Source organism: Klebsiella sp. K5-204, from assembly GCF_030128585.1.
GTDB classification, from domain to species: domain Bacteria; phylum Pseudomonadota; class Gammaproteobacteria; order Enterobacterales; family Enterobacteriaceae; genus Klebsiella; species Klebsiella quasipneumoniae.
Window position 1 is genome coordinate 273,075 of sequence record NZ_JAKUZS010000008.1, and the last position, 25,105, is coordinate 298,179.

Annotated in this window: 17 protein-coding genes; 8 read left to right on the forward strand and 9 right to left on the reverse strand. The window is 60.7% G+C overall.

Translation table 11 applies throughout. The features are described from left to right. Window positions 1-33: 33 nt before the first annotated feature. From MKR05_RS21590 to pepA, 3 genes are all read right to left on the reverse strand, one after another. Entirely contained in the window at window positions 34-2,889 is a 2,856-nt protein-coding gene (locus MKR05_RS21590; RefSeq protein ID WP_044525210.1) for a valine--tRNA ligase, read from the reverse strand. After that, window positions 2,889-3,332, reverse strand: a complete 444-nt coding sequence (holC, locus tag MKR05_RS21595; RefSeq protein WP_064157721.1) for a DNA polymerase III subunit chi — start codon at window positions 3,330-3,332, stop codon at window positions 2,889-2,891. The genes MKR05_RS21590 and holC overlap by 1 nt, the downstream gene beginning before the upstream one ends. A gap of 121 nt (window positions 3,333-3,453) precedes the next feature. Then, the gene (pepA, locus tag MKR05_RS21600; RefSeq protein ID WP_004206531.1) at window positions 3,454-4,965 is read right to left on the reverse strand and encodes a leucyl aminopeptidase; all 1,512 of its coding nucleotides are present in this window, start codon (window positions 4,963-4,965) and stop codon (window positions 3,454-3,456) included. A 389-nt stretch (window positions 4,966-5,354) separates the two neighbouring features. On the opposite strand from pepA, the gene lptF reads away from it, so the two are divergent. Together lptF and lptG are read left to right on the forward strand one after the other, a co-directional pair. Then, a complete protein-coding gene (gene lptF, locus MKR05_RS21605; protein WP_023291773.1) occupies window positions 5,355-6,452 on the forward strand; it encodes an LPS export ABC transporter permease LptF in 1,098 nt (365 codons plus the stop codon). Continuing rightward, complete coding sequence (lptG, locus tag MKR05_RS21610; RefSeq protein ID WP_002886956.1) at window positions 6,452-7,534, forward strand: LPS export ABC transporter permease LptG; 1,083 nt, start codon at window positions 6,452-6,454, stop codon at window positions 7,532-7,534. The genes lptF and lptG overlap by 1 nt, the downstream gene beginning before the upstream one ends. A 50-nt stretch (window positions 7,535-7,584) precedes the next feature. On the opposite strand, the gene MKR05_RS21615 is transcribed toward lptG, so the two are convergent. Next, on the reverse strand, window positions 7,585-9,087 hold the full coding sequence (locus MKR05_RS21615; protein ID WP_165458131.1) for a helicase HerA-like C-terminal domain-containing protein: 1,503 nt from the start codon (window positions 9,085-9,087) through the stop codon (window positions 7,585-7,587). A gap of 97 nt (window positions 9,088-9,184) precedes the next feature. Then, window positions 9,185-10,006, reverse strand: coding sequence for a TIM barrel protein (locus MKR05_RS21620; protein WP_044525212.1), 822 nt, complete (start codon window positions 10,004-10,006; stop codon window positions 9,185-9,187). A gap of 351 nt (window positions 10,007-10,357) precedes the next feature. Between MKR05_RS21620 and MKR05_RS21625 the strand changes: the two genes are divergently transcribed. Together MKR05_RS21625 and iolB are read left to right on the forward strand one after the other, a co-directional pair. Beyond that, window positions 10,358-11,863, forward strand: a complete 1,506-nt coding sequence (locus MKR05_RS21625) for a CoA-acylating methylmalonate-semialdehyde dehydrogenase (protein ID WP_023291776.1) — start codon at window positions 10,358-10,360, stop codon at window positions 11,861-11,863. A gap of 18 nt (window positions 11,864-11,881) precedes the next feature. Next, on the forward strand, window positions 11,882-12,691 hold the full coding sequence (gene iolB / locus MKR05_RS21630) for a 5-deoxy-glucuronate isomerase (protein WP_023291777.1): 810 nt from the start codon (window positions 11,882-11,884) through the stop codon (window positions 12,689-12,691). Between the two features lie 1,589 nt (window positions 12,692-14,280). Here the strand turns inward: iolB and MKR05_RS21635 are convergent. Both MKR05_RS21635 and iolC read right to left on the reverse strand, forming a co-directional pair. Next, complete coding sequence (locus tag MKR05_RS21635; RefSeq protein ID WP_004206536.1) at window positions 14,281-15,138, reverse strand: MurR/RpiR family transcriptional regulator; 858 nt, start codon at window positions 15,136-15,138, stop codon at window positions 14,281-14,283. 151 nt (window positions 15,139-15,289) lie between these two features. Then, entirely contained in the window at window positions 15,290-17,203 is a 1,914-nt protein-coding gene (iolC, locus tag MKR05_RS21640; protein WP_238875404.1) for a bifunctional 5-dehydro-2-deoxygluconokinase/5-dehydro-2-deoxyphosphogluconate aldolase, read from the reverse strand. Between the two features lie 505 nt (window positions 17,204-17,708). Between iolC and iolD the strand changes: the two genes are divergently transcribed. From iolD to iolE, 4 genes are read left to right on the forward strand one after another with little or no spacing between them, the layout of a single operon-like run. Further along, complete coding sequence (gene iolD, locus MKR05_RS21645; RefSeq protein ID WP_023291779.1) at window positions 17,709-19,649, forward strand: 3D-(3,5/4)-trihydroxycyclohexane-1,2-dione acylhydrolase (decyclizing); 1,941 nt, start codon at window positions 17,709-17,711, stop codon at window positions 19,647-19,649. Window positions 19,650-19,695: 46 nt separating this feature from the next. Then, complete coding sequence (locus MKR05_RS21650; RefSeq protein WP_004152192.1) at window positions 19,696-20,709, forward strand: Gfo/Idh/MocA family protein; 1,014 nt, start codon at window positions 19,696-19,698, stop codon at window positions 20,707-20,709. Between the two features lie 41 nt (window positions 20,710-20,750). Next, window positions 20,751-21,635 carry a sugar phosphate isomerase/epimerase family protein gene (locus MKR05_RS21655; protein WP_004152193.1) on the forward strand — a complete coding sequence of 295 codons (885 nt, stop codon included), beginning with the start codon at window positions 20,751-20,753 and terminating at the stop codon, window positions 21,633-21,635. Window positions 21,636-21,658: 23 nt separating this feature from the next. Continuing rightward, on the forward strand, window positions 21,659-22,558 hold the full coding sequence (gene iolE, locus MKR05_RS21660; protein ID WP_032454673.1) for a myo-inosose-2 dehydratase: 900 nt from the start codon (window positions 21,659-21,661) through the stop codon (window positions 22,556-22,558). A gap of 165 nt (window positions 22,559-22,723) precedes the next feature. On the opposite strand, the gene MKR05_RS21665 is transcribed toward iolE, so the two are convergent. After that, window positions 22,724-24,034: an ABC transporter substrate-binding protein gene (locus MKR05_RS21665; RefSeq protein WP_117134068.1), complete on the reverse strand. Its 1,311-nt coding sequence runs from the start codon at window positions 24,032-24,034 to the stop codon at window positions 22,724-22,726. After that, window positions 24,027-25,100 carry an ABC transporter ATP-binding protein gene (locus MKR05_RS21670; protein ID WP_284118703.1) on the reverse strand — a complete coding sequence of 358 codons (1,074 nt, stop codon included), beginning with the start codon at window positions 25,098-25,100 and terminating at the stop codon, window positions 24,027-24,029. Before MKR05_RS21670 ends, MKR05_RS21665 begins: the two co-directional genes overlap by 8 nt. Window positions 25,101-25,105: the final 5 nt, after the last annotated feature.

Consider the following 25,105-nt stretch of genomic DNA (forward strand, 5'->3'; position numbering starts at 1 on the left):
AGCAAGCTCCGGCCTTTTTTCTATCGCGAGCAATTACAGCGCGGCGATCACCGCCTGCTGCTCAATCAGCTTCGCTTTCGCTTCCGCGTAGCCTTCCAGCTTCTCGCGCTCTTTGGCGATCACCGCTTCCGGCGCGCGGGCGACAAAGCCTTCGTTAGCCAGCTTGCTTTCGATGCGGCCAATTTCGCCTTCGATTTTGGCCACCTCTTTCGCCAGACGCGCCAGCTCATCTTCTTTGTTGATGAGGCCCGCCATCGGGATCAGCAGCTCGGCGCCGTCGACGATCTTGGTCACGGAGACCGGACCTTTATCATCGGCAGGCAGCACCGTAATGCTTTCCAGACGCGCCAGATTCAGCAGGAAGCTGCGGTTGTCGTTCACGCGACGCTCGGCCTCTTTGCTGCAGCCGCGCAGCAGCAGTTCCAGCGGTTTGCCCGGGGCGATGTTCATTTCCGCACGGATGTTACGTACGGCGACGATCGCCTGCTTCAGCCATTCGGTGTCGGCCAGCGCCGCGTCATCCACCTGAGAGGCATCATACTGCGGGAACGGCTGCAGCATGATGGTGTCGGCGGTGATCCCGCAGATGACCTTCACGCGCTGCCAGATGGTCTCGGTGATGAACGGAATGATCGGATGCGCCAGGCGCAGCAGACCTTCCAGCACGGTCACCAGCGTATGGCGAGTGCCGCGCAGTTCCGCTTCGCTGCCGCCGTTCATCACCGGCTTGGTCAGTTCCAGGTACCAGTCGCAGAACTGGTTCCAGGTGAACTCGTACAGGATGCCGGCGGCGATATCGAAGCGGAAGTTATCCAGCGCTTCGCGATACGCTTTGACGGTGTGGTTGAATTCCGCGAGGATCCAGCGGTCGGCCAGAGAGAGCACCCTTTCACCGCCGTTGAAGCCGCAATCCTGATCTTCGGTGTTCATCAGCACGAAGCGGCTGGCGTTCCACAGTTTGTTACAGAAGTTACGGTAACCTTCCAGACGCTTCATATCCCAGTTGATGTCGCGGCCGGTAGAGGCCAGCGCCGCCAGGGTGAAGCGCAGGGCGTCGGTGCCGTGCGGCTCGATGCCGTTCGGGAACTGTTTCTCGGTGCGCTTACGGATTTTCTCCGCCAGCTGCGGCTGCATCATGTTGCCGGTACGTTTCTCCAGCAGCTCCGGCAGGGTGATGCCGTCAACCATATCCAGCGGGTCGATAACGTTACCCTTGGATTTGGACATCTTCTGGCCTTCGTCATCGCGGATCAGACCGGTCATGTAGACGGTCTTAAACGGCACCTGCGGTTTACCGTTTTCATCTTTGATGAAGTGCATGGTCATCATGATCATGCGGGCGATCCAGAAGAAGATGATGTCGAAGCCGGACACCATCACGCTGGTCGGGTGGAACTGACGCAGGGCGTCGGTGTTTTCCGGCCAGCCGAGAGTGGAGAAGGTCCACAGCGCGGAGGAGAACCAGGTATCCAGCACGTCTTCGTCCTGGCGCAGCGCCACGTCGGCGCCGAGGTTATTTTCCTGGCGTACTTCGTCTTCGGTGCGGCCCACGTAAACGTTGCCGTCGTTGTCATACCATGCCGGGATGCGGTGACCCCACCACAGCTGACGGGAGATACACCAGTCCTGAATATCGCGCATCCAGGAGAAGTACATGTTTTCGTACTGCTTCGGCACGAACTGAATGTCGCCGTTTTCAACGGCTTCCACCGCCGGCTTGGCCAGCACGTCCGCGCGCACGTACCACTGGTCGGTCAGCATCGGTTCAATAACCACGCCGCCGCGGTCGCCGTAAGGCACGGTCAGGTCGTGCGGTTTGATCTCTTCCAGCAGGCCGAGGGCGTCAACCGCCGCAACGACGGCTTTACGCGCCGCGAAGCGTTCCAGTTTCTGGAACTCCGCCGGGATCTCGCTGGAGTAGACGTCGGATTCATTGCCTTTGGTGTCGTACACTTCCGCGCTTTCGCGGATGTCGCCGTCAAAGGTCAGGATGTTGATCATCGGCAGCTGGTGACGACGACCCACTTCGTAGTCGTTAAAGTCGTGCGCCGGGGTGATCTTCACGCAGCCGGTGCCTTTCTCCATGTCGGCGTGTTCGTCGCCCACGATCGGGATGCGGCGGTTAACCAGCGGCAGCACCACGAATTTGCCAATCAGATCTTTGTAGCGCGGATCTTCCGGGTTAACGGCCACGCCGGTATCGCCCAGCAGGGTTTCCGGACGGGTGGTGGCGACCACCAGGTAGTCTTTACCGTCAGCGGTTTTCGCGCCATCGGCCAGCGGGTAGCGGATATGCCACATGGAGCCTTTCGATTCGCGGTTTTCCACTTCGAGGTCGGAAATGGCGGTGCGCAGTTTCGGGTCCCAGTTAACCAGGCGTTTGCCGCGGTAGATCAGGTCTTCCTTGTACAGGCGAACGAAGACTTCTTTCACGGCATTGGAAAGGCCTTCGTCCATGGTGAAGCGCTCGCGCTCCCAGTCAACGGAGTTGCCGAGACGGCGCATCTGACGGGTAATGGTGCCGCCGGATTCCGCTTTCCACTGCCAGATTTTGTCGATGAAGGCGTCGCGGCCGTAGTCGTGACGGGTTTTCCCTTCTTCAGCGGCAATCTTACGCTCAACCACCATCTGGGTAGCGATACCCGCGTGGTCGGTCCCCGCCTGCCACAGGGTGTTTTTGCCCTGCATGCGCTGGTAGCGAATCATGGTATCCATGATGGTTTGCTGGAAGGCATGACCCATATGCAAACTGCCGGTGACGTTCGGCGGCGGGATCATGATGCAGAAGCTCTCCTGGCTTTCATCACCATTCGGTTTGAAATAGCCCTGCTTTTCCCAGTGCTCGTAAAGCGGCTGTTCGATATCTTGTGGGTTGTATGTCTTTTCCATTATTTCCAGGTTGCCGTGTTCAGGTTGAAACCAGCCATGCGGTACGCCTTATAGCGTTCGCGCGCCAGTTGTTTCAGATTTTCTTCGTAAGGGACAAAGTCTATCACTTCTGTGAAAGCGGTGGCAAAATCTGCAAAGTTAAGCCGCAGGCTGATCAGAATGTCCCGCGGGCTGCTGTTGCGCTTTTGCGGCCAGGCAATCTCTACCGGCGCGCCGCCTCGCGGACCTTCGCCCGCCAGATTGTGCGGCACAAAGCTCTCCGGTGGTCGCGACCACAGCGCCTCATCGAGACGAATCGCCTGCAGCTCATCTTCACAGGCGATCAGGACGCGCTTGCCGTTGCGCCAACGTTCTGCGGCAATGTCACACACCAGCTGCTCGACGGCGCTCAGGCCTTCGACGGTGTCTTCGTTGTCCAGAAGATAGAACGTTGCGTTTTTCATATATGGGGCTTCTTGTTGTGGATTTAAATGTAAAGCCGGGCGGCGCTACGCTTACCCGGCTTACAAACGGCATCTTTCCGTAGGCCCGGTAAGCGTAGCGCCACCGGGCATCAGACGGCAATCACTCTTCGCCGTTAAAACCCGCGCGATTGAGCAGGAACTGCGACAGCAGCGCGACCGGACGACCGGTGGCGCCTTTGGCCTTACCGGAGCGCCAGGCGGTGCCGGCGATGTCGAGGTGCGCCCAGTTGTACTTGCGGGTGAAGCGCGACAGGAAGCAGCCGGCGGTGATCGCGCCGCCAGGACGGCCGCCAATATTCGCCATATCGGCAAAGTTGGATTCCAGCTGATCCTGGAACTCGTCGGCCAGCGGCAGACGCCATGCGCGGTCGCCCGCCAGTTCAGAGGCGCCGATCAGCTCATGGGCCAGCGGGTTATGGTTCGACATCAGGCCGGTGATGTGATGGCCGAGGGCAATCACGCAGGCGCCGGTCAGCGTCGCGACATCGATAACCGCTTCCGGCTCGAAGCGCTCAACGTAGGTCAGCACGTCGCACAGCACCAGGCGGCCTTCGGCGTCGGTGTTGAGCACTTCCACCGTCTGGCCGGACATGGTGGTCAGAACATCGCCCGGGCGATAAGCGCGACCGCCAGGCATGTTTTCACAGCCCGCCAGCACGCCGATCACGTTCAGCGGCAGCTGCAGCTCAGCAACCATCCGCATCACGCCGTACACCGCCGCGGCGCCGCACATGTCGTACTTCATCTCGTCCATGCCTTCGGCCGGCTTGATGGAGATACCGCCGGAATCGAAGGTCAGGCCTTTACCGACCAGCACGATAGGGCGCGCGTCTTCCGACGGGTTGCCTTTATACTCGATGACCGACATCAGCGACTCGTTCTGCGAACCGTTGCCGACGGCGAGGTAGGCGTTCATTCCCAGCTCGCGCATCTGCTGTTCGCCGATCACCCGGGTGATAACATTTTTGCTATAGGTATCGGCCAGCTGGCGCGCCTGGGAGGCCAGATAGGCGGCGTTACAGATGTTCGGCGGCATGTTGCCGAGATCTTTCGCCGCTTTGATGCCGGCGGCGATCGCCAGCCCGTGCTGAATGGCGCGTTCGCCGCTGGTCAGCTCGCGACGGGTCGGCACGTTAAAGACCATTTTACGCAGCGGGCGACGCGGCTCGCTTTTGTTGGTCTTCAGCTGGTCGAAGCTGTACAGCGTCTCTTTGGCGGTTTCCACCGCCTGGCGAACTTTCCAGTAGTTGTTACGACCCTTGACGTGCAGCTCGGTCAGGAAGCAGACTGCCTCCATTGAACCGGTATCATTCAGGGTATTGATGGTTTTCTGGATGACCTGCTTGTACTGACGCTCATCCAGTTCGCGCTCTTTGCCGCAGCCAATCAGCAGAATGCGCTCAGACAGAATGTTCGGCACATGGTGCAGCAATAACGTCTGGCCAGGTTTGCCTTCCAGCTCGCCGCGACGCAGCAGGGCGCTGATGTAGCCGTCGCTGATTTTATCGAGTTGTTCGGCGATGGGGGAGAGGCGACGTGGTTCAAAGACGCCGACCACGATACAGGCGCTCCGCTGCTTCTCCGGGCTACCGCTTTTTACACTGAACTCCATGCACTATGCTCCTGAATCTTAAAGACAACAGTGGTGGCTACGGCTATACTCGTCGCCTTTCAAGTTGCAGATGCGCCGGCTGCGCCTGCTTACCCTGACGTGGCACATTGTGCGCGCCAGGGGCCACAGCCCTGCTGCCTTCTTACAACTCGAAATCCATTGAGTATATAATTGCAAGCTTTCGTAACTCATGTCCGCTGTTGCGGTGACTTCGTGTTAATCTTAACGTTAATAAGGCCTGGGTTCGTCAGAAAAGATCCTGACATGCAGAACCGATGAGTCATTTAATCTTAGCGACGTTTTCGACGACCAAAGAGAATAAATGACGTTTAAGCCATGAAACAAGCAATTTTCCTGCACTAAAACGGGTTTTTACGGGCGTATTTATAGTGATAATCATAAGATATCTGGTTCGTGAGACGCTGAAAAGCCAGTTGGCGATCCTATTCATCCTGTTACTGATTTTCTTTTGCCAGAAATTAGTCAGGATCCTCGGCGCTGCGGTGGATGGCGATATCCCAACCAATCTGGTGCTCTCGCTGCTGGGGCTCGGCATCCCGGAGATGGCGCAGCTTATCCTGCCGTTAAGTCTGTTCCTTGGCCTGCTGATGACCCTCGGCAAGCTGTACACCGAAAGCGAAATTACGGTGATGCACGCCTGCGGCCTGAGTAAAGCCGTATTGATCAAGGCGGCGATGATCCTCGCGCTGTTCACCGGCGCGGTGGCGGCGGTCAACGTGATGTGGGCAGGGCCGTGGTCGTCGCGCCATCAGGATGAAGTGCTGGCGGAAGCCAAGGCCAACCCCGGCATGGCCGCGCTGGCCCAGGGCCAGTTCCAGCAGGCCAGCGATGGTAACGCGGTCATGTTTATCGAGAGCGTGAACGGCAACCGCTTCCATGACGTCTTCCTTGCCCAGCTGCGCCCGAAAGGCAACGCGCGCCCCTCCGTGGTGGTGGCGGATTCCGGCGAGCTGTCGCAGCAGAAAGACGGTTCGCAGGTGGTGACCCTCAATAAGGGCACCCGCTTTGAAGGCACCGCGATGCTGCGCGACTTCCGCATCACCGACTTCAATAACTATCAGGCCATTATCGGCCACCAGGCGGTGGCCGCCGATCCGGACGACACCGAACAGATGGATATGCGCACCCTGTGGCAGACCCACACCGATCGTGCGCGCGCCGAACTGCACTGGCGCTTCACGCTGGTGGCGACCGTCTTCATTATGGCGCTGATGGTGGTGCCGCTCAGCGTGGTCAACCCGCGCCAGGGCCGCGTGCTGTCGATGCTGCCGGCGATGCTGCTCTACCTGGTGTTCTTCCTGCTGCAGACCTCGATTAAGTCGAACGGCGGCAAAGGCAAAATGGACCCGGCTATCTGGATGTGGGCGATTAACCTGCTCTATTTTGCGCTGGCGGTGCTGTTAAACCTGTGGGACACGGTGCCGATGCGCCGCTTCCGCGCCCGTTTTAATAAAGGAGCGGCCTGATGCAGGCGTTTGGCGTACTTGACCGTTATATCGGTAAGACGATTTTCAACACCATCATGATGACCCTGTTCATGCTGGTGTCGCTCTCCGGCATTATCAAGTTTGTCGATCAGCTGAAAAAGTCCGGGCAGGGTAGTTACGATGCGCTGGGCGCTGGCCTCTACACCATCCTCAGCGTGCCGAAAGACATCCAGATCTTCTTCCCGATGGCGGCGCTGCTTGGCGCGCTGCTGGGGCTGGGGATGCTGGCCCAGCGCAGCGAGCTGGTGGTGATGCAGGCGTCCGGTTTCACCCGGCTGCAGGTGGCGCTGGCGGTGATGAAAACCGCGATCCCGCTGGTGCTGTTGACCATGGCGATCGGCGAGTGGGTGGCGCCGCAGGGCGAACAGATGGCGCGCAACTACCGCGCCCAGCAGATGTACGGCGGTTCGCTGCTTTCCACCCAGCAGGGGCTGTGGGCGAAAGATGGCCATAACTTTGTCTATATCGAACGGGTAAAAGGTAACGATGAGCTGGGGGGCGTCAGCATTTATGCCTTCAACCCGGAGCGTCGTTTACAGTCGGTGCGCTATGCTGCCTCGGCAAAATTCGATAGCGAGAATAAAGTGTGGCGCCTGTCGCAGGTGGATGAATCCGATCTGACCGATCCGAAGCAGGTGACCGGGTCGCAGATGGTGAGCGGCACCTGGAAAACCAACCTGACGCCGGACAAGCTCGGCGTGGTAGCCCTGGATCCGGACGCGCTGTCGATCAGCGGGCTGCACAACTATGTGAAATACCTGAAGTCCAGCGGCCAGGATCCGGGACGCTACCAGCTCAATATGTGGAGCAAAATCTTCCAGCCGCTGTCGGTGGCGGTGATGATGCTGATGGCGCTGTCGTTTATCTTTGGCCCGCTGCGTAGCGTGCCGATGGGCGTCAGGGTGGTGACCGGGATTAGCTTCGGCTTTATCTTCTACGTGCTGGATCAGATTTTCGGCCCGCTGACCCTGGTGTACGGCATACCGCCGATCATCGGCGCCCTGTTGCCAAGCGCCAGCTTCTTCCTGATAAGCCTCTGGCTGATGATGCGCAAGGCCTAGCGGACCCGGCTACGGAACGTAAGCCCCCTCAACGATGAGGGGGCTTTTTTTTAGCGCTTGCGGCCGCCCAGCAGACTGCCCAGCATGCCGCGGACGATCTGATTGGTGACCTGGCGAACCGCGCTTTTCGCCGCGGTCTGCACGATACCGTCGCGTTTGCCGCCGCGCGGGCCGGTGCTGCCGAACAGGATTTCTTTCAGGCCGCCGAGCAGCCCATCGTCATCCCCGCTCTGCTGACCCTTCGCCGGCGGAGCCGACTGCTGCTCGGTAGTGACCTGCACCCCTTGCTGCAGCATTTCGAAGGCCGACTCGCGGTCCACCTCTTCTTCATACTTGCCGTACAGCGGCGAGTGATTCAGCAGGCCATTGCGCTCATCATCGCTGACCGGCCCCATTCGCGAGCAGGGGGCGATAACCATCGCCCGCTCGACCACCGAGGGGCTGCCTTTCTCATCGAGGAAGGAGATCAGCGCCTCGCCGGTGCCCAGCTCCTGGATCGCCTGCTCGGTACTGAAGGCCGGGTTGGCGCGCATGGTCTGGGCGGCGGTTTTCACCGCTTTCTGATCCTTCGGCGTAAAGGCGCGCAGCGCGTGCTGTACGCGGTTGCCCAGCTGGCCGAGCACGGCGTCGGGTATATCCGCCGGGTTCTGCGAGACAAAATAGACGCCGACGCCCTTGGAGCGAATAAGACGGATCACCTGTTCGATTTTATCCAGCAGCACCTGCGGCGCGTCGTTGAACAGCAGATGCGCCTCATCGAAGAAGAACACCAGTTTGGGCTTGTCGAGATCGCCCGCCTCCGGCAGACGCTCGTACAGCTCGGAGAGCATCCACAGCAGGCTGGCGGCGTAGAGCTTCGGCATCTGGTAGAGCTTTTCGGCGCTGAGGATATTGATTATCCCTTTGCCGCTGGCATCGACGCGCATCCAGTCGGCAATATCCAGCATCGGCTCGCCGAAGAAGTGCCCGGCGCCCTGTTGCTCCAGGGTCAACAGTCCGCGCTGGATGGCGCCGACCGAGGCGCTGCTGATATTGCCATACTGGTTCTGGAAAGATTTGGCGTTGTCGCCGATAAACTGGGTGATGGCGCGGAGGTCTTTGAAGTCAAGCAGCAGCAGACCGCGGTCGTCCGCGATGCGGAAAATAATGTTCAGCACGCCGCTCTGCACCTCATTGAGATTGAGCAGGCGCGCCAGCAGCAGGGGGCCAAGATCGGAGACCGTCGCCCGAACCGGGTGGCCCTTCTCGCCAAAGATATCCCAGAGTACCACCGGGTTGGCGTGCGGCTCCCAGTCGCTGACGCCGATCTTCTCCAGCCGCGCCTGCAGTTTCTCTGAGCTCTGCCCCGCGGCGGCAATGCCGGTCAGGTCGCCCTTAACGTCCGCCATAAATACCGGCACGCCAATTTCCGAGAACGACTCAGCCAGCTTTTGCAGGGTGACGGTTTTACCGGTGCCGGTCGCACCGGTGATCAGCCCATGGCGGTTGGCCATCGCGGGCAGCAAATAGAGCGCGTTATCCAGCGTGCGCGCAATCAACAGGGGTGAGCTCATGATCGATTCCTCCATTTATCCTGCGACGATTATAGGCAACCTCGTCGTCCGGCGTTGGGGAAATCGTCACGCGCCGCGCACGCTGTCGCGAGAGGCCTCAGGCGCAGTGGCGTTGGATAAGCGCAATGCTCTGCTCAATTTCGCGCTCGATATCCGCTTCGCTCCACTGCGCCAGCTCGGGAGCGAAGGGTTCAAAAGCGTATACCCCCTGATACCCGCGGGCTTCCAGCGCTTTAACCTGCTCGCAGGTGCCGAGGCGATCCTGCGGCGTCAGCATGATGCGCTCGGCATCGGTGAGCTGCTCGCGCGGACGGGTATCGTCCACCCCGGAGAGGTGCACCAGACCGATGTCCGCCACCTCCACCTGGCTGAACTCGTCCGCCGCCTGCGGGTAGAGATGGTGATGGAAGGTGTCGATCAGCAGCTTAAACGGCACGCGGGCGTCATGGATCAGCGTCTGCGCCTGGTGCGCCGATCGCAGCGAGCTTTGCGGAAAGCCCAGCGGCTCCACCAGACCGTGGATGCCGTAGAAGGCGAACAGCGGCGCCAGGTCGCGCAGGGCGCTCAGGGTATCGCTGGCCGGCACCTCGCTGCCGTCGTTGAGCGGGCAGAGCACCAGCGATTTGGCGCCGATGGCCTGGGCCTCTTTCAGCAGCGACTCGGTCAGCTGCCGCACCTCTTCGCTACGGCGGTTAAAGGGATAGACCGCGTTAATCGTCAGGATCTCGATGTGGTAACGCGCCGCCAGCTCGCGCACCTGCTGATGGCTCAGATCGTCGGTCACTTTCCCGCTGGGTAAATCGTTGCGCAGCTCGACTTTATTCAGGCCCAGACGGTTCACCAGACGGAAAAACGCTTCAATGCTGAGCGCTGGCGCGATTTTGCGGTTAATACAAAAACGTTGCATTGCGATGGCCATAGGACACTCCTGACGGAAGAGGGTTGGGTTCGTTCAATTGGCTAACAGTCAAAACGTTTATTCCAAAATAAGCAAGAATGAAAATGATGATTGTTTGAGCTGCCTCGCAAAATATTCCCGGCTGCCGCGGCGGGAGCGACCGGGACCGGGAGCCAGGTATCGCGAGGCGGCGCGGCTCGATGGGGGAAGCGCGTAAGCGATGCGTGAGCGCAAAATGCGACTGTTATCACCAAAATGAAATTTCATTTCACAACAATGTTGAAATATAAATTTCATTTTACTACGGTTATAGCACAGCAGAATCAGCGACGGGCCGGCGTGCGCTGGCCCTCTTCACTATGAGGCGAGAACATGACGATCACAGGAAACTTTATTGGCGGGAAAACCGTTATCAGCAGCAGCAACGAAACGATGCCGGTGTACGATCCGGCGACGGGCAAAGCGGTGCGCGAAGTCACGGTATCGACCGCGCAGGAAGTCTCTGAGGCGATTCAGGTTGCTCGCGATGCGTTTGACAGCTGGTCTCGCACCACGCCGCTGCGCCGCGCCCGCGTGCTGTTCAACTTTAAAATGTTGCTGGAACAGCACGTGGAAGAGCTGGCGGGGATCATCGTCAGCGAGCACGGCAAAGTGTGGTCGGATGCGCTGGGCGAGCTGACCCGCGGCATGGAAGTGGTCGAATTCGCCTGCGGGATCCCGCACCTGATTAAAGGCGAATACTCCTCTGACGTCGGCACCGGCGTCGACAGCTACTCGTTGATGCAGCCGCTGGGCGTGGTGGCCGGGATCACCCCGTTCAACTTCCCGGCGATGGTGCCGATGTGGATGTTCCCGCTGGCGCTGGCCTGCGGCAACAGCTTCGTCCTCAAGCCGCCGGCGCTGGCGCCAACGGCCGCCGTGCGTCTGGCAGAGCTGTTGAAAGAGGCCGGTCTGCCGGACGGCGTGTTTAACGTCGTGCACTGCAGCAATGAAGATGCCGAGCAGCTGTACACTGACCCGCGCATTGCGGCGGTGAGCTTCGTCGGCTCCTCCGGCGTGGCGGAGTATATCTATAAGACCGCCAGCGCCCACGGCAAGCGCGTGCAGGCCTTCGGCGCGGCCAAAAACCACGCGATAGTGATGCCGGATGCCGATCTCGACGCCACCGTTAACGCCATTATGGGCGGCGCCTTCGGTTCCGCAGGCGAGCGCTGCATGGCGCTGCCGGTGGTGGTGGCGGTGGGAGATGAAACCGCCGACAAACTGATCGCTCGCCTGAAGCCGCTGGTGGAAGCGCTGAAAGTGGGCCCGGGCTGCATGCGCGGCCAGGAAGAGAACGAGATGGGGCCGGTGGTGTCTGATACTCACCAGAAAAAAGTGCTCGGCTATATTGATAAAGGCGAAAGCGAAGGGGCAAAACTGGTGGTCGATGGCCGCAAACTGCGCGTGCCGGGCTACGACGCGGGCTATTATATCGGCGGCACCCTGTTCGATCACGTCACCCCGGAGATGACCATCTGGCGCGAAGAGATCTTTGGCCCGGTGCTGGGGATTGTGCGCGCGGCGGACTATGACAGCGCCCTCGAACTGGTTAACAGCCACGAGTTTGGCAACGGCAGCGCCGTCTTCACCAGCAACGGCCACACCGCGCGTGAATTCGTCCACGACGTGCAGGCGGGGATGGTCGGGGTGAACGTGCCGGTCCCGGTGCCGATGGCGTTCCACAGCTTCGGCGGCTGGAAGCGCTCAGTGTTTGGCGCGCTGAACGTCCACGGGCCGGACGGCGTGCGCTTCTACACGCGCATGAAGACCGCCACCGTACGCTGGCCGGCAGGGCAGCAGACCGTATCTGAATTCAGCATGCCGACGTTAGGTTAATCGGCGAAGGAGAGCGCCATGTCGTTACTGGCTAAATCGCGAAAAGAGGGACAGATCCAGCATATTACGCCGCAAAGCGCCGGTTGGCGCTATATCGGCTTTGATGTCTGGATGTTGAAAAAAGGGCAGACCGTGACGCTGGAGAGCGGCGATCGCGAGCTGTGCCTGGTGCTGGTCGCTGGCCTGGCGTCGGTGAAAACGCAGCAGGCCGATTTCCCGAATCTCGGTAAACGGATGTCGCCGTTTGAACGTACCCCGCCGTGGTCGGTATACGTGCCGCCGCAGGATCGGGTCGAGGTGACCGCCGATTCCGATCTGGAGCTGGCGGTGTGCAGCGCGCCGGGCAAAGGCAGCTTCCCGGCACGCCTGATTCGGCCGGAAGACGTCGGCGTGGAGCACCGCGGGAAAGGGCGCAACCAGCGCCGGGTGCATAATATTCTGCCGGACAGCGCCGAGGCGGATTGCCTGCTGGTGGTCGAGGTCTACACCGACGAAGGGGCCACCAGCTCGTGGCCGTCGCATAAGCACGATACCGCCCAGCCGGGCAAAGAGACGCAGCTGGAAGAGACCTACTATCACCGCTTCGATCCGCCGCAGGGCTTTGCCTTCCAGCGGGTCTACACCGACGACCGCAGCCTGGACGCCTGCATGGCGCCCTATAACCACGATGTGGTGATGGTGCCGCGCGGTTACCATCCGGTGGCGGCGATTGCCGGTTACGACAGCTACTATCTGAACGTCATGGCCGGGCCGGATCGGAAATGGTTGTTCACCTGGGAAGAGGACCACGCCTGGATCAACACCCCGGAATATCCGCGCCACGACTAACGTGACGCGCAGACGCCGATAAAAAAGGCCGGTTAGCGATGCTAACCGGCCTTCTTGTCTATGCGCTGCGAGTGTTTTTTAGCGAAAGGCTCCGCGGAATCCCACTCCCAGGCCCGGCAAGCGCAGCGTCGCCGGGCAGTCAGGCACCGTACCCGTGGCCGTGCCGGGTGGCGGCTGCGCCTTACCCGGCCTACGGGGCCCTCTCACAGGCTCAAACCTCCCAGGCCCGGTAAGCGCAGCGCCGCCGGGCAGGACACCGCAAACACCGTCGCCGTTTTTATGCAGGATGGCGCTACGCTTATCCGGCCTACGGGGGCCTCTCACAGGCTCATACCTCCCAGGCCCGGCCAGCGCAGCGCCACCGGGCAAGATATCAGGCTCGATACCCGTCATGTTGCCGGGTGGCGGCTGCGCCTGACCCGGCCTGGAGGGTTCGTGCGACCTGTCCTTGATTTACCCACTTGCGCGACTGAAACTGCCGGTGCTGACGGCCTCAAAATCGCTGAGACGTTCCCGGAAGGCCGGGGCAGCCCGCATGGATGCGGGCTGAGGGCCGTGTTTTGCAGGGACGCTGCCTCGGCCCGACCCGAAGCCTGCAGGGATAAGTCGAAGGTACCACGCAGTGGCGATTTTGCTGGCCGGAGCCCGGGGGTACAGGGGGCGGCGGCGACTGGCCGCCCCCTGTGCGCTCCCTGCGCCATGCCAGGCATAACGCAGAAAATTAACCGGGAGCGCAAATTTCACTGAAGTTACACGTGATAAACGCGTTGCCTGGCCGGGAAAGTTGCAAACCGAAAACAGTGTCTACGGCGACCCGCAGGCGCATATACCCCAGGCCCGACAAGCGCAGCGTCGCCGGGCAGGACACCTCTGGCGCCATACCCGTCTTGTGCCGGATGGCGCCACGCTTATCCGGCCTACGGGGGCCTCTCACAGGCTCATACCTCCCAGGCCCGGTAAGCACAGCGCCACCGGGCGATGACAGCGGGTACGGAGCCGCTTTTATGCCGGGTGGCGGCTGCGCCTGACCCGGCCTGGAGGGGTCGTGCGACCTGTCCTTGATTTACCCACTTGCGCGACTGAAACTGCCGGTGCTGACGGCCTCAAAATCGCTGAGACGTTCCCGGAAGGCCGGGGCAGCCCGCATGGATGCGGGCTGAGGGCCGTGTTTTGCACGGACGCTGCCTCGGCCTGACCCGAAGCCTGCCGGGATAAGTCGAAGGTACCACGCAGTGGCGATTTTGCTGGCCGGAGCCCGGGGGTACAGGGGGCGGCGGCGACTGGCCGCCCCCTGTGCGCTCCCTGCGCCGTAAGAGACATAACGCAGAAAATTAACCGGGAGCGCAAATTTCACTGAAGTTACACGTGATAAACGCTTTGTCTGGCCGGGAAAGTTGCAAACCGAAAACAGTGTCTACGGCGACCCGCAGGCGCATATACCCCAGGCCCGGCAAGCGCAGCGCCGCCGGGCAGGACACCTCTGGCGCCATACCCGTCTTGTGCCGGATGGCGCTACGCTTATCCGGCCTACGGGGTCCCCCCGCAGGCTTATCCCGCGCCGCCGCGCAACCGACGCCAGGCGGCCTATCTCACGCCTTCTGCTTGGCCTCGGACTCCTGACTGCTGTTCAGCGCCAGCGAAACCGCCAGCGTCTGGGCCAGGCACAGCGAAGCAACCTGCGAGCGGAAGCCATCCACCTGCGCTTCCCGCACCACAAAGCAGACATCGCTGAAGGCCGCCAGCGGGCTGACCTGGCTGTCGGTAATGGCGATCTGCCGCGCTTTGCGCTGCGCGCCCAGCTCCACCAGCTCGACCACTTCCCGGGCGTACGGCGAGAAGCTCACCGCCACCACCACGTCTTTCGGGCCGACCAGACTCAGCTGTTCGGTGAACATGCCGCCGAGGCCGTCGATCAGAAAGGCTTTGCGATCGAGGTGGCGTAGCGCATAGGTCAGATAGGAGGCGACGCTGAACGACCGGCGCAGGCCAATGACATAGATATTTTCCGCCTCGCCCAACAGGGCCACCGCGCGCTCCAGCTCATCGCTGGAGGTCTGCATCGCCAGCTGCTGCAGCGCCTGGTTGTTCACCATCGTGAACATATTGAGGATCTCCGTCGGCGTTTCCGGCGGGCTGGACTCATCGCTGGTGGTCTGGCGGAACAGACGGGCGCGCTCGGTATAGTTGGCGGTCTCTTCCATCAAATGCTGCTTGAACATCTGTTTCATTTCGTTAAAGCCGCTGAAGCCGAAGGCGTTGGCAAAACGAATCAACGTGGAAGGGGGAACATCCGCCTGTTGTGCAATGGAGGCCACGGTATCGAAAGCCACGCTATTGCTGTTATCAAGGATATAGCGGGCGACCTGTTTCAGACGTTTGCTTAACGTATCGTAGCGACGCCTGATTTCATCCTGCAGGATGGTCAGCTGTGTTGGGTTATTGGCCATAGAGTGCGCTCTGAGAAAATGGAAGGAATATGGCTTCCAGTGTACCAAATGAAGCGAATTTTTCATTTATTGCGACGAAATACGCGATTCATTTCACGAAGAAACAGAAAAACGCCCGCTCCGCAAGGTGACGGAGACGGGCGTTGGGGGATCAGCGGCGGGCTTCGCGCCAGTAGCCAATAAGCGTCAGGTAGTTGCGTTTCACTTCCTCTATCAGCGCCTCATCGCTGAGCTCGCCCTGCATCCAGCGCCGCGACGGCTGGCCAAAGATGGTGCGCCCGACGGCGAAACCTTTGATCATCGGGTGAGCGGCCGCTTCGGCGAAACCGGCGCGCAGTTTGTCGGAAGGCGCATCGAGACCGAGGATCAGGATCCCGCGGCTCCACGGATCTTCGCGCTCGATAAGGGCGGTGATCTGCTGCCAGCTGGCGCTGGAGAGCGGCGGCAGCTTCCACCAGTCCGGCTTGAGCCCCAGCTGATAGAAGTGCTCCAGCATGGTGTGGTAATGGCGCTCGTCTTTGTCCGGGCCATTTTCCGGGAGGATCACCTCCAGCAGCAGCTCGTGGCCTGATTTGTTACAGGCCTGCCACACCTCGAGCAGCAGAGCGTCCTGCTCTTCACGCAGCGCCGCCGGGTCGTCCGGATGATAGAAGACCAGACATTTGACGACATGCTCCAGCGGCCAGTCGATCAGCTGCGAGCCGATGTTGCCATGCTCCAGACGCAGCGGGCGCGAGCTGGGCAGTTCGATAGGGCGCCCGATCCACCAGCCCTTGCCGGTAATGGCGTTCAGCGCACGCTGGCCGTAGGTGCCATCGGCCAGAATGCCGCTGCGCTGGTCAAGACCCGCCTCCTGCGCCGCCGCTTCGGCCGCGGCCAACAACAGCAGCTTGAGCTGCGGAATGCAGGCTTCATCGCGCCCGGTCTCCCGCGCCAGGTCGGCCAGCTGTTTGCGATGGTCGAAGGCGAAAATGCACAGCTCCGGCCACTGCTGGCGGCGGCTGGTCACCCGGTGCAGATGGTTGAGGCGCTCGTCGACGTCCGGGCGCGGCACCGATTCGGCGCGCTGCAGGTAGTCATCGAGTTCGACTTTGGTCGGCATCGCCGGGGCGCAGCCGTGGCGGGAGACCACCAGCGCCCCGCAGGCGTTGGCGTAACGGCAAGCCTGCTCCCAGCCCTCGTCGTTAAGCCAGCCGCGCAGCAGGCCCGACATAAAGGCATCCCCGGCGCCCAGCACGTTGAGCACTTCCACGCGCACGCCCTGCTGCAGCGGCACCTGGTCCCAGCTGTCCGGGATGTCGCCTTCCAGCACCACGCAGCCCATCGGTCCGCGCTTGCAGACGAGGGTGGCTTTGGTGGCATGGCGCACATTTTTCAACGCGGTCAGGGTATCGGTGCTGCCCCCGGCAATATGAAACTCTTCTTCGGTTCCCACCACCAAATCGAACAGATGCAGCACTTCCTGCAGCTGGCTGGTGACCGGCCCGGACTCAATGAAACGGGTTTCGCCATCGCCGAGCGAGGTGAGCCCCCACAGCACCGGACGGTAATCGATATCCAGCGCGGTACGCAGGCCGTGACGGCGAGCGTACTCCAGCGCCTTCAGCACCGCGGCGCGGGTGTTGGCGTGCGACAGGTGGGTGCCGGTCACCGCCAGCGCCCGGGAGGAGGCAATATACTCCTCGCTGATGTCGTCAGGCGTTAAGGCCATATCGGCGCAGTTATCGCGGTAGAAAATCAGAGGGAAGGTCTCCTGATCCTTGATCCCCAGCATCACCAGCGCGGTCAGGCGGGATTTGTCGGTAATCAGATACTCGGTATCCACCCCGGCGCGGTTGAGCGTTTCACGCAGGAAACGGCCGTTGTGTTCATCGCCAACGCGCGCCAGCATGGCCGATTTCAGCCCCTGAATCGCGGTGCCAAAGGCCACGTTGCCGGAGGAGCCGCCCAGATATTTCGAGAAACTGGCAACGTCTTCTAGCCGCGAACCGATCTGCTGGGCATAGAGGTCGACGGCCACCCGACCTATACAGATGACGTCGAGCCGCTTTACTGCTGCATTCATAGCTAGGATTTCCTTTTTGGTGTCTGCTGCCTGGAAGGGTCGGGATCCCGACGTCGACTCCGTGAACAGCCTGAGGGTTATTGGTTACCCTTAGTTTGAGAAATAAATATTTCATTTGCAAACTCGTTCGAAATTAAAAAACCAAAAGTGTGAGGGATCTACCACTCTGCCGCACTGAGCCTCGCGTTAGCGCGGATCGCCCCCTCTGTCGACCCGGAGAAAAATGAAACGCCAAACGACAGCCATTTACCTATGATTTTTAAGGGGATATTGCCGTCTGGCGCCGCCAAAAAGGGCCCGAAAACGTGTCAGGAATGTAAGTGAAACGTATGAAATGGGTAGAGAGTTTGATCCTTCTCGCAAAATGAAATATTTCTTCTGTATTTGTATTTAATGAAAAAAATGTTTGCCTATAATCCACAGGTATTCCAGTGACGTGAACGACGGCCCCGGCGGCATCGGCGCGACGCCACACACAAATACTGAACAATAAGGATTGTGCAACATGGGCAAACTGAGACTGACAACGGCGCAGGCGCTGGTGAAGTTCCTCGATAACCAGTACCTGGAAGTGGATGGCGAAGAGCTGAAGTTCGTGAAAGGCATTTTTGCGATTTTCGGCCATGGCAACGTCCTGGGACTGGGGCAGGCGCTGGAGCAGGATAGCGGCGACATGCGCGTCTATCAGGGGCGCAACGAGCAGGGGATGGCCCACGCGGCCACCGGTTTTGCCCGCCAGGCCCTGCGCCGGCAGATTATCGCCTGCACCTCCTCCATCGGCCCGGGGGCGGCCAACATGATCACCGCCGCCGGCACCGCCAGCGCCAACCGCATTCCGCTGCTGCTGCTGCCGGGCGATGTCTTCGCCACCCGCCAGCCGGACCCGGTGCTCCAGCAGATTGAACAGAGCTACGATCTCAGCATCAGCACCAATGACGCCTTCCGCGCGGTCAGCAAATACTGGGACCGCATTACCCGCCCGGAACAGCTGATGAGCGCCTGCATCAACGCCATGCGCGTCCTGACCGACCCGGCGGAAACCGGCGCAGTGACGCTGTGCCTGCCGCAGGATGTGCAGGGCGAAGCCTGGGACTACCCGGAATCCTTCTTTGCGCGTCGCGTACACCGTCTCGATCGCCGTCCGGCCAGCGCCGCGCAGCTGGCGGACGCCGTGGCGGCCATCAAAGCCAGCCGTAAACCGCTGATCGTCTGCGGCGGCGGGGTGAAATACTCCGGCGCGGGCGAAGCGCTGTCCCGTTTCGCCGAGCGCTACGGAGTGCCTTTTGCCGAAACCCAGGCCGGGAAGGGGACGGTGGTCTCTTCTCACCCCCTGAACGTCGGCGGCGTCGGCGAAACGGGCTGTCTGGCGGCGAACCTGCTGGCGAAAGAGGCCGACCTGGTGATCGGCGTCGGCACCCGTTTCAGCGATTTTACCACCGCCTCGAAATGGATTTTCCAGCACCCGGAGGTGCGTTTCCTGAATATTAACGTCAGCAACTTCGACGCCTGGAAGCTGGACGGCATTGCCATGCTGGCGGACGCCCGGGAGGCGATGACCGCCCTCGACGCGGCGCTGGCGGACAGCGGCTGGCAGGCCGGCTGGGGCGCGCAGATCGAGAGCGTGCAGAGCCGTCAGTTAAAAGAGACCCAGCGCGTCTACCAGGCGGTGTGGCAGGAGAAATCCTTTGTGCCGGAGATCGACGATCATCTCGATCGCGAATCGGTATATCGCGAGTTCCGCCAGATCACCGACTCCACCCTGACCCAGAGCAGCGTCCTTGGGGTACTGAATGAAACGCTGCCGGCCGAGGCGGTGATCGTCGCGGCGGCGGGCAGCCTGCCCGGCGATCTGCAGCGCGTTTGGCGCAACCGCGCGGAAAACACCTACCACGTGGAGTACGGCTACTCCTGCATGGGATATGAGGTCAACGCCGCGCTGGGCGTGAAGCTGGCGCAGCCGCAGAGCGAAGTCTACTCCCTGGTCGGCGATGGCTCGTTCATGATGCTCCACTCTGAACTGGTCACCTCCCTGCAGGAGCGGGCGAAGATCAACGTCGTGCTGTTCGACAACATGGCCAACGGCTGCATCAACAACCTGCAGATGGAGCACGGGATGGACAGCTTCGGTACCGAGTTCCGCTACCGCCAGCCGGAAACCGGCCAGCTGCAGGGCGGTCTGGTGCCGGTGGACTTCGCCACCATCGCCGCCGGCTACGGCTGCAAAACCTGGCGCGTCACCACCCTGGACGAACTGCGCCACGCGCTGGACGCCGCCCGTCGCGAAACGGTCAGCACCCTGATTGATATTAAAGTGCTGCCGAAGACCATGGTGCACAAATACGGCAGCTGGTGGAACGTCGGGGTCGCCCAGACGGCGCTCTCAGAGCGGATCCGCAAAGTTGCGCAAATGATTAATGAAAAGCGCGCCCAGGCGCGTGATTACTAAAACGAACATCCACCCTGAATCCTACAGACTTACGGAGAAAACCATTATGTCGCTCAAATTAGGTGTCATCGGCGCTGGCGCTATCGGTAAAGAACACATCCGTCGCTGCACCCAGGTTCTGCAGGGCGCCACCGTTGTGGCGGTGTCTGATATCAATGCCGACAACGCCCGTGCGGCGGTTGCGCTGCCGGGCGTGCAGGCGGAAGTCTACGCCGACGGCCACGACGTGATTAACGCCAGCGATGTCGATGCCATCCTGGTCACCTCCTGGGACCCGACCCACGAAGAGTACACCCTGGCCGCCATCGCCGCCGGTAAGCCGGTGTTCTGCGAAAAACCGCTGGCGATGTCTGCGGAAGGCTGCCGCCGTATCGTCGATGCTGAAATGAAGGCCGGCCGTCGCCTGGTGCAGGTTGGCTTTATGCGCCCATACGACGAAGGCTATCTGGCGCTGAAAAAAGTGATCGACGATGGCGATATCGGCGCGCCGCTGATGCTGCGCTGCGCCCACCGCAACCAGTCGGTTGGCGAGAACTACACCACCGATATGGCGATCACCAACACCCTGATCCACGAGCTGGACGTGCTGCGCTGGCTGCTGAACGATGACTACCGTTCCGTGCAGGTGCGCTTCCCGCGCTCCACCTCGCACACCCATGCGCGCCTGAAAGATCCGCAGATCGTCTCCTTTGAAACCAAAAAAGGCACCCTGATCGACGTCGAGGTGTTCGTGAACTGCCAGTACGGGTATGACATCCAGTGCGAAGTGGTCGGCGAAACCGGGATTGCCCGTCTGCCGGAGCCGTCTGCCGTCCAGATGCGTAAATCCGCCAGCCTGTCGACCGCCATTCTCACCGACTGGAAAGACCGCTTTATCAAAGCCTACGACGTCGAACTGCAGGCCTTTATCAACGACGTCAAAGCCGGTCAGCTGCACGGCCCGTCGGCCTGGGACGGCTATGCGGCGTCGGTAGCGGCGGACGCCTGCATTAAAGCGCAGGGAACCAGCGAGCCGGTTGAGGTGACGCTGCCTGAGTGCCCGGCATTCTACAAACGTTAAGCACGCTTTGCCGACGGAACTTCTTTGCACAGGTAACGACGATGAAAATTGCCTTTGATGTGGATGTGATTAAGGACCTCGGGATCACCCGCATGGTCCATCAGGTAGCGGAGTGGGGCTACAAGTACATTGAACAGTCGCCGCACCCGCAGATAAACCCGTTCTACAAGCACCCGCGCGCCAGCCGGGAGATCATGGCCGAGTACAAGCAGGCGCTGCGCGATACCGGCCTTGAGCTGTCGTCGTTTATCTGCGTCTACCGCTGGTCCGGCCCGGACGAACTGCGCCGCCAGGCGGCGGTGAAAAACTGGAAACGGCTGGTGGAAATTGCGGTGGAGATGGGCGTTCAGGTGATCAACACCGAGTTTTCCGGCGATCCGAATCAGCCTGAGATCTGCGATGAAATGTTCTATCGCTCGATGGAAGAGCTGTTGCCGATTTTTGAGCGGGAAGGCATCCGCGTGGAGATCCAGGCGCATCCCTGGGATTTCTGCGAAGAGAACAATGAAACCGTCGATATCGTGAAGTCGTTCCGCAGCGATAACGTGAAGTACGTCTACAGCGTGCCGCACACCTTTTTCTACGACAAAGGCGTCGGCGACGTGGCGAGCATGCTGCGCTATGCCGGGAGCGATCTCTCCCATGTCCTGATTGCGGATACCCGCAATCATACGAAACATTGCCGCTATATCGTTAACCCGCCGGGCGTGGATGCCGTGGTGCACCAGCACGTAGGCGTCGGGGAAGGGGATGTGGATTTCGACGCGCTGTTCCGCACCCTGCGCGAAATGAAATTCGCCGAGCAGACCTTCAAGGTCGGCGGGGAGCCGATTGTCGCCACCTCGCTGTTTGGCTACCCGGAAAAAATGAAATACCAGGCAGTGGAAACCCGTGAACTTATTGAACGTGAATTGCTGCGCCGCTAAGGCGCAGCGGCAGGAGCCCTACTATGAACAAAGATAACGTCAAACTGGCAATCGCCCCGATCGGCTGGACTAACGATGATATGCCGGAGCTCGGCAGCGAAAACACTTTCCAGCAGATCGTCAGCGAAATGGCGCTGGCCGGCTTTACCGGCAGCGAAGTCGGCAGCAAATATCCGCGCGATCCGGCGGTTCTCAAGCCGATGCTGGACATCCGCGGCATTCAGATCTGCAACGCCTGGTTCAGCACCTTTTTCGCTAACGGCCAGCGGGAAAAAACCATTGATGAATTCGTCAATCACATGAACTTCCTCCATGCGATGGGCGCGAGAGTGATTGGCTGCTCCGAGCAGAGCGGCAGCATCCAGGGGCTGGATAAACCGATCCTCGGCGATGCGAAGCCGTGCTTCAGCGACGAAGAGTGGCAGCGGGTGGCAGAAGGCTACAACACCCTTGGTCGCCTGGCGGCGGAGAAGGGGATGCAGGTCTGTCTGCACCACCACATGGGCACCGGCATCCAGACCACTGCGGAAATCGACAAGTTTATGTCGCTGGTGGACGAGCGCGTCTTCCTGCTGTTCGACACCGGCCACGCCTGGTACTCCGAAGGCGGCGAAGCGCCGATGCTGGCGATCCTCAAAAAGTATCTGCCGCGCATCAACCACGTCCACCTGAAGGACGTCCGTCCGCCGGTGATCGACCAGGTGCGCCGCGATGGCCTGTCGTTCCTCGACGGCGTGAAAAAAGGCACCTTCACCGTCCCGGGCGACGGGGTGATCGATTTCCGTCCGGTGTTCAAGCTGCTGGACGACTTTGGCTATAAAGGCTGGATGGTGGTGGAAGCCGAGCAGGATCCTGCTCTGGCCAATCCTTTCGAATACGCCGTAAAAGCGCGCAAATATATCCGCGAAACGGCAGGGATCTAATCGTTGTGACATTTTCAGGCCATACCGGGTATGGCCTGCTTTTTTCCTTTCTCAATCCCTGTTCCCGCTTGCAAACCGCCTGACTGGATCTTAACCCCGGCGCCGGACAGTTCCCTTTCCCTCAGAGAGAGGGCCAGGGTCAGGGTGGCGATGACGGGTAATGCGTCACTTCACTTCCGCCAGCGCGGTCTTATCCACATACGGTTTCATCAGCGCGTCGGCTTCCTTCTGCGCCGCCTGAACCGCCGCTTCCGGCGTCACTTTGGCATCGTTAACCACCGCCGCCAGCTGGTTCTCCATCGCCTTACGCACCGCCACGGTCTCCCAGGTGGAGTACCACGGATGGGCGTACTTCAGCTGCTCAAGCGCGATCGCCGCCCGCGGATCCTGCTGCAGATAGGCCTTCATCTCCGGCGTATCGTATGACGCCTTGCGCGGCGAGAAGTAGCCGGTAAAGCGGCTCCACGCGCCGTTCACGTCGGGGCTCACCAGATAGGTCAGGAACTGATACGCCGCTTTCTTCTGCGCCTCGTTGATGCCTTTAAAGCTCACCAGGCTGGCGCCGCCGATCGGCACCGCACGCTGCTCTTTGGCCGGCAACATCGCTACCCCAAGCTCAAAGTCTTTGCTGTTCTCGCGCATGAAGCCCAGCGCGCCGGTGCTGAGCATCGCCATCCCGAGCTTGCCGGAGAAGAACGCAGCGCTGATCTGCTTCGAGTTCAGCACCCCGGACGGCATCACCTTGTCCTTGTAGATCAGATCCTGCCAGAAGCGCAGGGCGCCGATGGCGGTCGGCGAGTTGTAATACACTTCGCCCGGATAATCTTCGTTAAAGTATTTTCCGCCGTTGGCGCGCACCAGCGCCGAGAAGATCCAGCCGCCGTAGTCGTCGTTGGTCGACGGCAGCATGATCCCCCACTGGCCGGTGCTCTCGTCGGTCAGCTTTTTGGCATCGGCCAGCAGCTCGGCCCAGGTCTGCGGCGGCTGTTTGATCCCGGCCCGATCGAACATCGTTTTGTTGTAGTAGAGGATCGGCGTCGAGTTATGGAACGGGATCGCATAAGTGGTGCCCATCACCTGGGCGTTCTTATGCATCGCGGGCCAGAATTCTTTTTGCAGAAAATCGCCGGCCTGTTGATCGCCATATTTAAACAACTCATCCATCGGCAGGATCTCATCCTTCAGCGCCAGATCGGTGGTGAAGTTGGCGGACATGATCACCAGCGCCGGCGGCTGGCCGGCCTTCTGCGCCGATTCGGCTTTGATCTTGGTGGTGTCGTAGTTGCCGGTGAAGATGCCGCGCACTTCCACATCCTGCTGGGAGTCGTTGAATTGCTTAATGACGCGGGTCATCTCCATGGTCAGCTTGCCGTCCACCGGCGCCGGGAACATGAAGTCTATTTTCTCTTTCGCCAGCGCCGCGCCGCTCAGGGCGAGGCTGAGGCCCACCGCGACTAGCGTGAGGGGTTTAAACATGATTACACTCCATCAGTAAATTATGCTGGGTCTCAGCATGAAAAAGATGCACATCGGCAGGCGAAAAGCCGATCGGTAGCGACTCGCCTTTCTCCGGCACCGTGCCGCGGTGGCGGCGGCTAAAGCGCAGGGTGCCGATCGGGGTGCTGACGTGGAGCAGGTAGTCGGCCCCCATCAGTTCTCGTTGCAGAACGGTGGCCGGCAGGCGCAGATGGCCCTCCTCCACGCGGTCGGTAATATGTTCCGGGCGAATGCCCAGCCAGACGCGGGTCTGATCCCGGTGGCGCGGCGGCAGCGGATGGCGCTGTTCTCCCAACACTACTTCACCGTTGGCGCAGGGCAGCGACAGCAGGTTCATCGCCGGCGAACAGATAAATCCGGCGACGAACAGGTTGGCCGGGTTGGCGTAGAGATACTCCGGGCGCCCGACCTGCTGCACGTGGCCGCCGTTCATCACCACGATGCGGTCGGCCATCGACATCGCCTCGGTCTGGTCGTGGGTCACATAGATGGTGCTGGTTTTCAGCTGCTGATGGAGCGCCATAATGCTGTCGCGCACTTCGCTGCGCAGACGGGCGTCGAGGTTGGAGAGCGGCTCGTCCATCAGGAACAGCCGCGGATTACGCACGATCGCCCGGGCCATCGCCACCCGCTGGCGCTGGCCGCCGGAGAGCTTCGCCGGTTTGCGGTCGAGCAGCGCCTCCAGCTGCAGCATCTGCGCCACGTTGTCCACCCGCGGCTGCCAGCTGCTTTTCTCTTCCTTGCGCACCTTCATGCCGAAGGTGATGTTGTCGCGCACCGACAGATGCGGAAACAGGGCATAGTTCTGGAAGATCATCGCGAAGTTGCGCTCGCGCGGCGTGGTGGCGGTGATGTTCTCATCATGCAGCCAGATTTGGCCTTCGCTGACCGGCTCCAGGCCGGCGAGCAGGCGCAGCAGGGTGCTTTTCCCGCAGCCCGACGGGCCGACCAGCACCACGAATTCGCCTTCGTGAATATCCAGCGACAGGGCGCTGAGCGCCGGCTTGCCGTCGAAACGTTTACTGATGTTTTGCAGACTGAGCATGGCGG